Consider the following 12959-nt stretch of genomic DNA (forward strand, 5'->3'; position numbering starts at 1 on the left):
GCCGATCGGACCTGGTCCGGTGCGTATTCACTGTGCGGGCGGCATGACCGCACCCAACTGATTGGAGTGAACCATGCGTAAACTGTTTTCCCGTCAGCTCATCGAGGCCCGCCACGAGATGCTGAGCATCTACGAGGCCGTCGATCTGGCCCTCCACGATGCCGTTAAGGCCTATGTGACCGACGACCGCAAGCTCGCCACCAAGACCAAGAAGCGCACGCTTTCGATTGACGCGCGCTGCGCCAACTTGGAGGCCGTGTGCTACAACCTGATCGCCACGCAGTCGCCGGTCGCCTCCGACTTCCGCTTGCTGCAGACGATTATCTACGTCGACTTTAACCTGCAGCGCATGACCGATAAGGTTCGCCAGATCTGCCGCGCCACGCGTCACATGGTCAAGGCCGACATCTCGCTGCCCCAGGAGCTCGTCGGTACGGTTGAGGCCGAGGCCGAAGCTGTTTACCAGGTGCTGGGCTCTTCGCTTTCTGCGCTCGTCACCAATGACATGTCCATCATCTGCAACTTGGCCGTCGAGGACGAGCCGGTGCACGCCGCCTACGAGAAGTTCTTCCGCACCTTTAACCGTATGGATACGGGCGACTTTATGGACGACGACAGCAACTATGACGACCTGCGCCGCGCTATCATGGTTTCGCGCTACCTCGATCGCATCGCTTCGATTTCCATCGATGCCGCTTGCCGTCTGACCTTCCTGTTGACTGGTCAGCGTATGAACGCCGGCGATATCGCCCGTGTGGACGAGGATGAGCTCGAGAGCATGCGCGTGCCTTCGGGCGAGGGTGTTATCATGAGGCCCGCCGTCGACGCTCGCTACGTTGCCAAGGTGCCCGCTAACGAGGTCAGCGAGGGTCTTCGCTACCTGCTCGATCATCTTGAGGACGAGGACGATGGCGAGGACGACGAGGAGTAAGTGACCCCGTTCGTCGAAAGATTGTAAATACCTAAGTGAGCGCGGCCTTGCACATGCGGGGCCGCGCTCTTGCGTTAGCATGGGACTACTTGTTTGGCTGTCAGCGGAGGCGATTAGCAATGGATAACTATTTGGACTTGATGCGCGCTCGCCGCGAGCAGATTCTGGAACGTTTTTATGCGGCGCTCGATCGCGCGGGCCGCCCCCACGACGCCGCGCGCCTCATTGCCGTGTCCAAGACCGTTGGTGTCGATGAGACCGTTGCCGCCATCCAGACGGGGTATCGCAATTTTGCCGAGAACCGCCCGCAGGAGCTGGTTCGCAAGCTCACGGGTCTGGCGGAGCATCCGGAGCTGCCCGAGGTGCGCTTCGATATGATCGGCAACCTGCAGACCAATAAGATCAATGCGGTGCTGGGCTCAGCCGAGCTGATTCACTCGGTGGGTTCGCTGCATCTGGCGCAGGCGATCTCGAGCCGTGCTGTCCGCAAGATTGAGGCAGGCGAGCTCGCCGGCCCCCAGTGTGTGCTCATCGAGGTCAATGTGAGTGGTGAGGAGTCGAAGGGAGGCTTTTCGCCCGATGAGATTCGCGCCGCCGCGGGTGAGCTTGCGGAACTTGAGGGAATTTGCGTACAGGGGCTTATGACTATGGCGCCCCGGGGGAATAAGGATGTGGCACGCCGCACCTTTGCGGGGCTTCGTGAGCTGAGGGATGAGCTGGAGGCGGCGCATCCCGATTTGAACCTGCCTGAGCTTTCCTGCGGCATGAGCGAGGACTTTGAGCCTGCCCTTGAGGAGGGCTCTACGCTCGTTCGCCTGGGCAGGGTAGTATTTAGCCCGGAGTTTGCAGTAAAATAAGGCTCTGAAGTGCGCACTGATTATCGGGGTGCCTGCACTAAACCGCGAGAGGACACAACCATGGGCTTCCTTGACGAGATTAAAAATAAGATGCACCTGGGCGGCCAGCAGGGTTACGACCAGGGTTATGGCCAGGACGACGACTACGGCTACGATGACGGCTATGACGATAGTTATCAGGGCAACGGCTACAGCGGTGCTTCGGGCGAGGGCTTCTACACCCAAGACGAGCCGAGCAACGGCCTGCTTGGCCAGACGCGCCGCGGTGAAGCTGAGTCGGTTGCCGTGTATACGCGCTCCGGTCAGCTTGTCGGCGATGACTCCCGTCATGCCACGACGTATAACCCGCCTTCGCGCTCGCAGGACAGCGTTGCGAGCGGTTATCGTCCTGGTGCCTATGACACGCCGTCGAGCTACGCCGAGAACACCCGCGCCCGTGCCGCCGCTGCGCCCGCGCCTGCACCGAGCGATGCCTCGGCCTATGCGAGCAATATCATCAACGCCACGCCGCAGCTGCCGGCCTATGTTCTGCGCCCCGAGAGCTACGACGACGTCGAGACCGTTGTCCGCCGCGTGCGCACCAAGCAGCCCGTTGCGCTGATTTTTGTGGGCGTACGCACCGAAGTTGCCAAGCGCGTCTTGGACTTCTCTTACGGCTTTGCCTGCGGTCTGGGTGCCACGGTCAAGGAGGTGGGCGACCGCGTGTTCATGGTGCTGCCCGCCGGCTGCGAGGTCAAAGATTCCGATCTCAAGAAGCTTCGTGCCGACGGCTACCTTAAGTAAAGACAAGACGAGGAGATTCCCATCAACATCTACACTATCGTCCAGCTGGTCAACACGCTGTTCAACTTCTATTCCACGCTCATTGTCGTCTACTGCTTTATGACGTGGATTCCCATGAAGCAGGGTGGTTTGCTTCAGGATATTGCTGCGGTGCTCGATAGCGTGTGCGGTCCGTGGCTCAACCTGTTCCGTCGTTTCATCCCGCCGATGGGCGGTATCGATTTTTCGCCGGTCGTTGCGATTATTGCGTTGCAGTTGGTGCAGAGGCTGGTTCTGCAGCTTCTTATAGGTATACTCGTATAGAACTGACTTAGTAACTTACGTCGGGCGTGTAGCGCCGAGGCGATGAAAAAGGAGACTTGTTATGGCTATTACCCCTGCAGACATCCAGGCTCAGACTTTCTCTGAGGCCAAGCGTGGCTACGATCCCGCCGAGGTCGACGTCTTCTTGGAGACGCTGTCCTCCGAGGTTGACGCTATGCTCGCTAAGATCGTCGACCTTAAGGGTCGCCTGACTGCTACCGAGCAGCAGCTTGCCGATGCGCAGGCTCAGCTTGCCCAGGCTCAGGATGCCACCGCCCAAGCCGTTCCTGCCGCCCCCGTGGCTGCTCCTGCCCCTGACTTCTCCGCTCAGGAGCGCCAGATTTCCGCTGCCCTGATCGCTGCCCAGCAGACCGCTGAGACCATCGTCAACGATGCCAACGAGAACGCTGAGCGTATCCGCAACGAGGCTGACGCTAAGGCCCGCGAGGTTATCCGCCAGGCTCTGACCGAGAAGCAGGCCGAGCTCGAGGAAATCGATCGTCTCAAGGCTTCCCGCGAGGAGTTCAAGGCCGAGTACCTCAAGCTCATCCAGCACTTCATGGACGATGCCCAGAACTCCTTCCCGGCCGACCTCATGGCCTCCACGCCGGTCGGTTCTGCCGCTTCTCCTGCGGTGACTGTTCCCGCTGAGCCGCTGCCCGTCGCTGACCCGGTTGTCCCCGTGGCCGATCCCTTCGCCCCGATCGACAACTTTGCCGCCGACGACCTGGACTAACATTCGGCCTACAATTTAGTGCCTAGAAAGGACCCGCAGCTTGCGGGTCCTTTTTTATGACTGTGCCGGGGTGCGTAACATAAAAAACCGAGCCCTGCACATAGTGGCGCAGAACTCGGCGAACGGGTGAGCGGTCAAGGGTAGGTTTTAAGGCATGTCCCAAAAATCTACTTGAGGAGGAAGTCGGAGAGGGGAATGGTGCGGGCCTCGCGATGCTCGGGGTCTGCGATGTGGTCGGCGGGATAGCCACAGACGAGCATGTGATAGGGATAGACGCCCTTGGGCAGATTGAACTGCTCCTGTGCCACCTCAGGCTTAAAATGGCATACCCAGCACGTTCCCAGGCCCTGCTCGGTGGCCTCCATCATCATCTGGTCGCACACGATGGACGTATCGATTTCACTGGAATTCATCTGGTCATACGGGCGCACCCAAGCATCATCGGTAACGCTGCAAATAAGGAAGACAAGCGGAGCTCCAAAGATAGACCCATCACGAGCAAACCGAGGCTGACAAGCAGCAGCCTTCTCCAACAGCTCAGGCGTATCCAGCACCATCACACGGGCTGGATGATTATTACAAGCAGAAGGAGCAATACGCCCAGCCTCAACAATGGCATCCACCACAGCCTGCTCAACAGAACGGTCCTCAAAAGAACGACAAGAATACCGACCACGAGCCAGATCCAAATAAGACATACAAGCCCTCCTAAAATTAAAAATCAAACAAACCAAAAGTAACCCAAAGAGTACCCAAAGCAGCAATCAGCCAAACGCTCATCAAGGGCCAAAGTGTCCGAACGGATACCAAAGGTCCCTTCAGCCAAACCCCCGTCGCGCTAAATCTATCAGCCAAAGTTCCCAATGGCGACCGGTGGGACATGTACCCCCAATTAACTGTTCTTCATGACAATCGAATCCACGACATCGGCCACATTCTCGCAGCAGTCGGCGCAGTACTCCAGGAAGGCGTACACGTCACGCCAAGCGATGACCTCGAGCGGGTCCTTGCCGTTAACGTGCAGGTTACGCATGGCGTTGATATAGAGCTCGTCGGCCTCGGACTCGATGGTGTTGATCTGGATGACGAGCTCGCGCAGCGTTTTGGACTTGCGGTAGTTAGGCAGCTCGACCATCAGGTCTTTCATGGCGCGGCAGGCGTCGGTCACCTTGTGGGCGATCACGATGGCATCGGGATGGATGCTCTGGATGTTGGTGAAGTAGACGCGCTGCACGACGCCCTCGATACGGTCGAGCACGGTGTCGAGCGAGCAGCTCATCAGGTCCAGGTCCTCGCGCTCAAGCGGGGTGATAAAGGCGGTGAGCAAGGCGTCTTCGAGCTCGTGGTGCTTCTTGTCGGCCGCATGCTCGATCGCGTGCATCTTGTCGAGCATATCGTGAATCTTTGCAGGATCGAAGTTCTCGAAAATCTTGGTAAGCAGCTCGGCGGCCTGGACGGCGAGGTCGGCGCAGGCGACGTAGTTGTCAAAGTAGAACGAATCGGGTTTCTTTGCCATGAGTGGGTCCTTTCGAGGCGAAGACGGGTGGGCGAGGTGTTACGGTTCGGATGGACGTTCGGTTTGACTAGATGAACATCATGAACAGCTTGGCCATGACAAAGCTGATGAGTCCGCAGGCGGGGAAGGTGAAGAACCAGGCGAACATCATGTCCTTGACGACGCCGAAGTTGATGGCCGAGAGGCGTTTGACGGCACCGACGCCCATGATGGCGCAGGTCTTGATGTGCGTGGAGGACACGGGGATGCCGGTAAGGGTGGCAAGCAGCAGGTTCGCGGCGCCCGCCAGGTCGGCGGAGAAGCCCTGGTACTTTTCGAGCTTGACCATGCTCTGGCCAACGGACTTGATGATGCGCTCGCCGCCCACGCTGGTGCCGATGCCCATGGTGGCCGAGCATAGCAGCATAATCCAGATGGGGATGCCGGCATCGCCGACGCTCGTCTGGCCGCTGGCAAAGGCCACGCCTAAAAAGAGCACGCCGATGAACTTCTGTCCATCCTGCGCGCCGTGCATAAAGCTCATGGCCGCAGCGCTCGCGATCTGAGCGTATTTAAAGAAGACATTGGCACGTCGCCTGTTGGCGGCGGCGAAAAGAATCGAGACGAGCTTGCACAGGACCCAGCCCATGACAAAGCCCAGACCGATGGAGAGCGCCAGGCCGTAGATGACCTTCATCCACTCGTGGACGTTGACGCTGCTCGCACCGCCGAGGGCGATGGCGGCACCGGTCAGGCCGGCGATAAGGCTGTGGCTTTGCGAGGTGGGGATGCCAAAACGCGACGCTGTGGCGCCGTAGACGACGATGGAGAACAGCGCCGCGCACAGACAGGCGAGCGCCATGGTGCTGTTTCCGCCAAAGTCGACAATATGGGAGATGGTGTTGGCGACGCTCGCGTTAAAGTGCGTCATGATGAGCACGCCAAGGAAGTTGAATGCGGCACTCATGAGAATAGCGGCGCGGGCGGGCATGCAACGCGTAGTGACGCAGGTCGCGATGGCGTTGGGTGCGTCGGTCCATCCATTGACGAAGATGGCGCCGAGCGCGAGGATCACGGTGACGGCAAGGACTGGGTTCGACACAAGTTGGCCGAGGAAGGTTGAGAACGTTACGTCCATATATGGGCTTTCTCGAAGTTTGCAGGCACGTTACAGAAACATGATAAATCGTATCACCTCCTGCGGGTTTCTTTACCGAGTTCTGATGGGAGCAGTGAATTTTTTGGCGCTAAAAATGAATATTAGCCCTGTTGACCGTGGGTGTTCTTTTTGCTAACACACCATGAGGACACGTGCGCGCCCCAACACCCCAAAACCACAACCTGTTCGCTTTACAACATGCAAACATGCGTTCGATAATAGGAGGCATGGAATATCGACAGACAGATGGCAAAACTCGGCGCGTGCACAAGCAGTATGTGGACGTCGTGGCTCGCATCCTCGCGGGCGGACAGGTCGTGCCGGTCACCGTCTGCTGGGTCGACGGTCGTTGCTTTACGATTGACGAGATTGTCTCGACCACTGGGTTTGGCCTGACGGTTCACGGCATTCGTACGGCAACCTATAAGGTGCGTTTTGGCGGGCACGCGACCGAGTTGTATCTGGAGGACCAGACGCGCGAGCGGGCGGACGGCTCGCAGGCACACGTGATGCGTTGGTGGGTTTGGGCGTTTGATCGTACGCTTGAGGGCGAGCGCCGTAGGTAAGGACGCACGGCGTTCGGGTACAATGGCAGGAATCTTGTCACCTGCTGCGCTGTCGTGGCGCTTTTTGAAAGGACGAAGCATGAACGATATTCAGGGCTATCAGAACGGCCCCGTCGAGACCGGCGCAAGTCGCGCCAAGGAGATGTCGCCGCGCGCGTACAATCTCGCCATATCTGCCCTGATCTTCTTGGGCTTTTGCGCCATGGGTGCCGGCGCCTACTTTACGAGCACCATGTCGTTTGCGCGCATGATGATGAGCGGCGCCGCCCTGCCACTGGTCTTTGGCTCGTTTATTTTAACCATCGTCGGCATGGTCATGATGTCGGCTGCTGCGGGCAAGCAGTCCGTGGGTCTGTCCCTTGTGGGCTACGTAATCTTTGCGAGTACCTTCGGCCTGACCGCGTCGTTTGGCCTTGCCAACTACGACCTGCCCACCATCAACACCGCCTTTATCGCCACGGCCGCCATCACCTTTGTCTTTGGCGCCTTGGGCGTGACGTTCCCCAAGTTTTTCCAGCGCGTATATGGCATCGGTTTTGGCATTCTGCTCGCCACTATCCTGGTTGAAATCGTGCTGATGTTCATGGGCGTCTCGCAGACCATCACCGACCTGATCGTGATCGTGGTGTTCGCCGGCTTTATTGGCTACGACACCTATGTTGCCACGACGGTGCCGCCCACGCTGCCCAATGCGGTGCTCATGGCGTCCAACCTGTTCGTGGACATTATCAACGTGTTCCTGCGCATCCTGAACATCCTCGGTCGTCGCGACTAGCGCGGGGGATTGCAGCGTTTCTTGTCGGACGCGGTAAAACGATGTGAAAGGCGGTCCTTCGGGGCCGTCTTTTTTGTACGCGGCGGGGTATCATGGATGGGAAAAGCCGATAGCGGCAGCGACAGGAAAGGTGGCCACGTATGGCAGACGTCGACAACAGGAACCGTAACCGCAGGTCCAACCGAGCGGGTCAGCCCAATCCCAAGCGCGAGGCCCGTGCCAAGGCCGCCGAGCGTCACGTGGCAACTGTGTCCGAAGCGTGCGCCAAGGATATCGAGCGTTCGCTTGCCGGTGTTCGCGAGTTTGACGGTATGCCTACCGGCTTTGTCGCGGCGATGAAGGCCAAGGTTCAGAGTGCTGTGGCCGCCGAAGAGCAGGTCGCCGAGGACGTCGAGAACGCGGAGACTGCCGAGGTCGAGGCGGCGCCCGAGACCGAGGCGGCGCCCGAGCCCGTCGAGGAGCCTGCCGAGGAAATCGCCGAAGCTGAGTCCGCGCCTGCTGAGGAGCCCGCTCCGGTCCTGCCCGAGGTCACTGTGCTTGATGCCTCCGCCACGCAGGCAATCCTCGATAACGGTCGCGGCTATGCGCAGTTCTGCGACATGGCCGTGCTCGCCTTTGCCTCGTTTACCAATCCGGGCGGTGGATATATTCAGGGTTATCTGGGCCAGGAGGCCACGCTGTGCGCCGATTCGTATCTGTACAACGTTCTCGATAAGCAGCGTAAGTGGTACGGCGAGAACCGTCGCCGCAACATCAACTGCGAGCTCTATCGTAACCGCGCCCTGGTGGTGCCTGCGGTGCGCTTCGACCGCAACCACGTGCATGCATACGCCGACGTGATCGTGGCCGCCGCGCCCAACGTTAGGAGCGCCCGCCAGGAGTATCGCGTGAGCGACGATGCTCTGCTGGATGCCCTGCGCGACCGCATTCGCTTTGTGCTCGCCATCTGCGATGAGCTTGGTCGCGAGAAGCTCGTGCTGGGTGCTTGGGGCTGCGACAACAACGGCTTTGATGCCGAGGCCGTGGCCGAGCTCTTCCGCAAGGAGCTCGCGTCGGGCGACTTCAAGGTCAAGCAGGTCTTCTTTGCCGTGCCCTCTACGCGCTGGGACGAGGACTTCGCCAAGTTCGAGCACGTGCTGGCAAACTTCCCCGAGCGCAACGAGGAGTCCTATGCTCAGGTTGCCGCCCGTACCGCAGCCGCCCGTGCCGCCGAGCAGGCTCAGGCCGCTGCCGAGGATGACGAGGATGACGACGACTGGCGCAAGTACCTGTAAACGGTGCGCGTGATGCGATATACCGAGCCGACGGGGGCTGCTCCCGTCGGCTTTTTATTGAGTGGGGAGCTTACGATGAAAAACGTTCTGTGCTTTGGTGACAGCAACACCTATGGCTATGATCCGGCGGGTATGCGCGACGGCACCGCAGTGCGCTATGCGCGGGATGTGCGCTGGTGTGGCGTGGCGCAGCGTGATCTGGGCGAGGGCTGGCATGTGATTGAGGAGGGGCTCAACGGCCGCACGACGGTGCGCGACGATATGTGCCATCTGGACACCAACCTCAACGGTATTCGCGCGCTTCCGATGCTGCTCGAGGCCCATAAGCCGCTGGACGCCATTGTGATCATGCTGGGCACCAACGACTGCAAGACGGTCTTTAACGTGACAGCTTCCGATATCGCCCGTGGCGCCATGGCGCTGATTCGCGCCGTCCGCGCGTTTCCGTGGACCGACGCTGCGCCTTGCCCGCGCATCCTGCTGATGGCTCCTATCAAGATTAAGCCGCAAATCGCCGATGTGTATATGACCGACTTTGACGAGCATTCCGTTGAGGCATCTGAACATTTTGGCGAGTACTATGCGCACGTGGCCGAGCAGTTTGGCTGCGACTTTTTGAATGCCGCCGAGTTTGCCGAGCCGGGCGATATCGACTATCTGCATATGATGCCCGAAAGCCACGAGAGCTTGGGACATGCCGTGGCAGCCAAGCTCCAAGAGATGCTCAGTGAGTAGCGCGACCCCAAGCCACCGCAAAGGGGACAGGCACCTTTGTGGTGGTTTTGCCCGGGTAAACGAACGGATTGGCTGCCATATGGGCATGGACGAGCTCATCGACCTCTTTGCCGAGGGCGATGAGCTCGTCTCCAATACCGCTTTCGAAGATTTGGATCTTGCCTATGACGTTGCGAACGGCGCGACCTTCGATGGCGTCGTGTTCCGGTCTTGCGAGTTCGATGGTGTTGACTGGAGCGGCTCGACGTTTCGTGACGTGGTGTTTCGCGGTTGCCGCTTTATCCGCTGCAACATGGAAGGCTGTTGGCTCAATCGCTGCGACTTCGTCGATTGCTCGGCACCGGGACTCAACTTGCTCAGGGCGCGTCTGTCGAGTGTGTCGTTTACATTGTGCGATTTGAGCTATGCGAACCTTTCGGAGGGAAACATTGGCCCCATGGCTGCGCGTGACACGCGTTTGACCGAGGCCGCACTCCAGGGGGCAAAGCTGGGGCAATTGCGCTTGGACGGCTGCGACCTGACGCGAATCGATGTGTTCAAGACGCCGCTTTCCGGCGTGGATGTATCGTGTTGTACGTTCGCGGCCCCTGTCGTCTCGGGCGACTACCATGAGCTGCGTGGCCTGACGGTTAATGCCGAGCAGGCGTTGGCACTCTCGGGCCTGCTCGGCATCCAGCTCGCCGACGAATAGGCGCCCCGGTCCTTTGCTCGACCGCTATCTAAAATCAAACCGTCGCAACATCCGATGATTTTTCGCGTTTGCACGATTTTCATCGAATGTTGCGACGGTTTTTGGTGCAAGGTAGCCTGTCTTTTTTTGGCAGGTTACTGGCTATTTAGTACTGCCACATGTGGTTGACGGGGCCGGAGCCTTTGCCCATGTCAAAGCCGGCGGCCAGAGCGCCCGTTAAGTAGGCCTTGCCGGCGTTGACGGCATCGGCAAGATCCATGCCCTGGGCCAATGCGCAGGCGATGGCGGATGAAAGCGTGCAGCCGGTGCCATGCGTGTTGCCGGTCTCGATGCGCTTGTGGCGGAACCACGTGGTGAGCGGATCGCCCATATGGTTGCCTTCGTTATCGAGTGGCGCGGGTTCGGCCAATACATCGTTGGCCTCGTTGACAAGATGCCCACCCTTAACGAGGGATGCGCAACCAAAGCGGCGGGTGAGGAGCATGGCGGCATTTTGCTGCGTGCGCTCGGAATCGATCTCGTAATCGAGCAGCGCCATGGCCTCGGGAATATTGGGCGTGATAACGGTCGCCAGTGGGAACAGGCAACGAGTAAGCGCCTCGGTGGCATCCTCGGCAATGAGACGGGCGCCCGAGGTGGCGACCATGACGGGGTCGACAACGATGTTTTGCGCATCCCATGCGCTCAAGCGGTCGGCGATAACCTCGATAATCTCGGCAGAGGAAACCATGCCGATTTTGACTGCGTTGGGGCGGATATCGTCAAAAACGGCATCGATCTGCGCCGCGACAATATCCGGGGAGATGTTCTGCACGGCGGTGACGCCCAGTGTGTTTTGCGCTGTGATGGCGGTGATGGCCGTCTCGGCATACAGGCGGTGCGCTGTGATGGTCTTGATGTCGGCCTGAATGCCGGCGCCGCCGCTGGAATCGGATCCTGCGATGGACAGGACGGCGGGTACCTTACTGCGATCCATGTTCGCTCCCTTGTCCGGTCGGAATCAAATGGGTCTTTAAGCCTGCATTATAAAGATGCCCGGGCCGGCTGTATGCCGATCCCGGGCGGGTGATGCAATCTTTACGCAAATGTAAGCAAATGTTCACATGTCAACAATTGACGAGCACCTTGTTGCCGATTGTGGCTCCAGTGACGCGTTAATCCTCCATGCCAAGATCGATCGTCGTGCCCTCGAACACCTTGTTGACGGTACGGACGGCGCACATCTTGCCACACATGGTGCAGGTGCCCTCGGTGGCGGCGGGGGATTCCTCGTAGCGCTTCTTACCGGTGACCGGATCGAGAGCACACTTCCACATGGCATCCCAGTCGAGCTTGCGGCGTGCCTGGCCCATCTTGTCGTCCATGTCGCGGGCGTGCGGCACCTTCTTGGCGATATCGGCGGCGTGCGCGGCAATCTTGGTGGCCATGAGGCCATCGAGCACGTCCTGGGCGTTGGGCAGGCACAGGTGCTCAGCCGGCGTCACGTAGCACAGGAAGTCGGCACCGGAGCTGGCGGAGATGGCGCCGCCGATGGCAGCGGTGATGTGGTCGTAACCCACGCCGATATCGGTCACCAGCGGCCCGAGCACATAGAACGGGGCGTTGTGGCACAGACGCTTCTGCAGTTTCATGTTGGCGGCGATCTCGTCGAGCGCCATGTGGCCCGGGCCCTCGACCATGACCTGGACGCCGGCGGCCCAGGCGCGCTTGCACAGCTTGCCCAGCTCGATCATCTCGGCGGTCTCGGTGGCGTCGTTGGAGTCGTAGAGACAGCCCGGGCGGCAGGAGTCGCCGAGCGAGATCGTCACATCGTACTCGTGGCAGATCTCGAGCACCTCGTCGTAAAACTCGTAGAAGGGGTTCTCGTTGCCGGTGACCTCCATCCAGCCAAACAGCAGCGAGCCGCCGCGGCTGACGATGTTCATCAGGCGGCCGGTCTCCTTAAAGGTCTTGATGACCGATTTGTTGATGCCGCAGTGGATGGTCATAAAGTCCACGCCGTCCTCGGCGTGTGCGCGCACGACCTCGAGCAGGTCGTCCTTGGTAAGCTTGACCAGCGGCTTTTCCATGTAGCCGATGGCGTCGTACATGGGCACCGTGCCCACCATGAGCGGCGTCTCGTCGATGAGCTGCTGGCGGAACTGGCGCGTCTTGCCCGAGTTGGAGAGGTCCATGATGGCGTCGGCGCCAAAGTCCTCGGCGATCTTGACCTTCTTCCACTCCTCGGCGGCATCGGCCTTGTCGCCCGAGATGCCCAGGTTGACGTTGACCTTGGTGGCCAGGCCCTCGCCGACACCAAAGGCGCGCATGCCCTTTTTGATATGCACGATGTTGGCGGGAATGGCGATGCGGCCGTCGGCCACGCGCTCGCGGATGTACTCGGGGTCGCGATGCTCGCGCTCGGCGACCTCCTTCATCTGCGGTGTGATCTGCCCGGCGCGGGCGAAGTCGATTTGCGTGACGAGCTTGGGCTCGGTCTGTGTGCTCATTGGCACGGCTCCCTTCGTTGGCATTACCCATATCAGGTTTGCGGGTCAGGGCGGGCGCGCCCAATCTCAGCCTGTCGTCTTGTCCTGCAAGCTCCCCGTTATGTCATGGGCTCAAGTATAGCCTGAATGGGTACGATTGGGCCAACGAGCGTGCCTGTGGGGAGG

The 12959-nt window shown here is 59.7% G+C and carries 15 protein-coding genes and 1 riboswitch; of the genes, 10 read left to right on the plus strand and 5 right to left on the minus strand.

Going from position 1 to position 12959, the window contains the following annotated elements:
* The first annotated feature begins 73 nt into the window (after positions 1 to 73).
* The 5 genes from DXD24_RS07475 to DXD24_RS07495 all read left to right on the plus strand — a co-directional run bounded on the left by DXD24_RS07475 (position 74) and on the right by DXD24_RS07495 (position 3610).
* Positions 74 to 931 (plus strand): PhoU domain-containing protein, encoded by an 858-nt coding sequence (locus tag DXD24_RS07475; protein WP_055251687.1) that lies wholly within the window; start codon positions 74 to 76, stop codon positions 929 to 931.
* A 119-nt stretch (positions 932 to 1050) separates the two neighbouring features.
* Positions 1051 to 1788, plus strand: coding sequence for a YggS family pyridoxal phosphate-dependent enzyme (locus tag DXD24_RS07480; protein WP_055251689.1), 738 nt, complete (start codon positions 1051 to 1053; stop codon positions 1786 to 1788).
* Between the two features lie 60 nt (positions 1789 to 1848).
* A complete protein-coding gene (locus DXD24_RS07485) occupies positions 1849 to 2571 on the plus strand; it encodes a cell division protein SepF (protein WP_055251691.1) in 723 nt (240 codons plus the stop codon).
* Positions 2572 to 2628: 57 nt separating this feature from the next.
* Entirely contained in the window at positions 2629 to 2874 is a 246-nt protein-coding gene (locus DXD24_RS07490; protein ID WP_227790178.1) for a YggT family protein, read from the plus strand.
* 61 nt (positions 2875 to 2935) lie between these two features.
* On the plus strand, positions 2936 to 3610 hold the full coding sequence (locus tag DXD24_RS07495; RefSeq protein ID WP_006234242.1) for a DivIVA domain-containing protein: 675 nt from the start codon (positions 2936 to 2938) through the stop codon (positions 3608 to 3610).
* A 167-nt stretch (positions 3611 to 3777) separates the two neighbouring features.
* Here DXD24_RS07495 and DXD24_RS07500 read toward each other — a convergent pair whose 3' ends face one another.
* From DXD24_RS07500 to DXD24_RS07510, 3 genes are all read right to left on the minus strand, one after another.
* A complete protein-coding gene (locus tag DXD24_RS07500) occupies positions 3778 to 4308 on the minus strand; it encodes a nitroreductase family protein (RefSeq protein ID WP_117646480.1) in 531 nt (176 codons plus the stop codon).
* Positions 4309 to 4502: 194 nt separating this feature from the next.
* Positions 4503 to 5126: a DUF47 domain-containing protein gene (locus DXD24_RS07505; RefSeq protein WP_055251695.1), complete on the minus strand. Its 624-nt coding sequence runs from the start codon at positions 5124 to 5126 to the stop codon at positions 4503 to 4505.
* Positions 5127 to 5193: 67 nt separating this feature from the next.
* Positions 5194 to 6243, minus strand: coding sequence for an inorganic phosphate transporter (locus tag DXD24_RS07510; protein WP_117646481.1), 1050 nt, complete (start codon positions 6241 to 6243; stop codon positions 5194 to 5196).
* A gap of 248 nt (positions 6244 to 6491) precedes the next feature.
* Between DXD24_RS07510 and DXD24_RS07515 the strand changes: the two genes are divergently transcribed.
* The 5 genes from DXD24_RS07515 to DXD24_RS07535 all read left to right on the plus strand — a co-directional run bounded on the left by DXD24_RS07515 (position 6492) and on the right by DXD24_RS07535 (position 10305).
* A complete protein-coding gene (locus DXD24_RS07515; RefSeq protein WP_147326358.1) occupies positions 6492 to 6830 on the plus strand; it encodes a hypothetical protein in 339 nt (112 codons plus the stop codon).
* Positions 6831 to 6909: 79 nt separating this feature from the next.
* Positions 6910 to 7605 (plus strand): Bax inhibitor-1 family protein, encoded by a 696-nt coding sequence (locus DXD24_RS07520; RefSeq protein WP_117786661.1) that lies wholly within the window; start codon positions 6910 to 6912, stop codon positions 7603 to 7605.
* Positions 7606 to 7745: 140 nt separating this feature from the next.
* Positions 7746 to 8879, plus strand: coding sequence for a TIGR02452 family protein (locus DXD24_RS07525; RefSeq protein ID WP_117646484.1), 1134 nt, complete (start codon positions 7746 to 7748; stop codon positions 8877 to 8879).
* A 75-nt stretch (positions 8880 to 8954) separates the two neighbouring features.
* On the plus strand, positions 8955 to 9614 hold the full coding sequence (locus DXD24_RS07530; protein ID WP_158550172.1) for an SGNH/GDSL hydrolase family protein: 660 nt from the start codon (positions 8955 to 8957) through the stop codon (positions 9612 to 9614).
* Between the two features lie 79 nt (positions 9615 to 9693).
* Positions 9694 to 10305, plus strand: a complete 612-nt coding sequence (locus tag DXD24_RS07535; protein ID WP_117646486.1) for a pentapeptide repeat-containing protein — start codon at positions 9694 to 9696, stop codon at positions 10303 to 10305.
* 145 nt (positions 10306 to 10450) lie between these two features.
* Here DXD24_RS07535 and thiD read toward each other — a convergent pair whose 3' ends face one another.
* Both thiD and thiC read right to left on the minus strand, forming a co-directional pair.
* Positions 10451 to 11281 (minus strand): bifunctional hydroxymethylpyrimidine kinase/phosphomethylpyrimidine kinase, encoded by an 831-nt coding sequence (gene thiD / locus DXD24_RS07540; RefSeq protein WP_117564632.1) that lies wholly within the window; start codon positions 11279 to 11281, stop codon positions 10451 to 10453.
* Between the two features lie 178 nt (positions 11282 to 11459).
* The gene (gene thiC, locus DXD24_RS07545) at positions 11460 to 12794 is read right to left on the minus strand and encodes a phosphomethylpyrimidine synthase ThiC (RefSeq protein WP_117564630.1); all 1335 of its coding nucleotides are present in this window, start codon (positions 12792 to 12794) and stop codon (positions 11460 to 11462) included.
* Positions 12786 to 12902: riboswitch (TPP riboswitch) on the minus strand. Its footprint overlaps the gene before it by 9 nt.
* Positions 12903 to 12959 lie beyond the last annotated feature (57 nt).

It is taken from the genome of Collinsella sp. TF12-2AT (genome assembly GCF_003436735.1).
Taxonomy (GTDB): domain Bacteria; phylum Actinomycetota; class Coriobacteriia; order Coriobacteriales; family Coriobacteriaceae; genus Collinsella.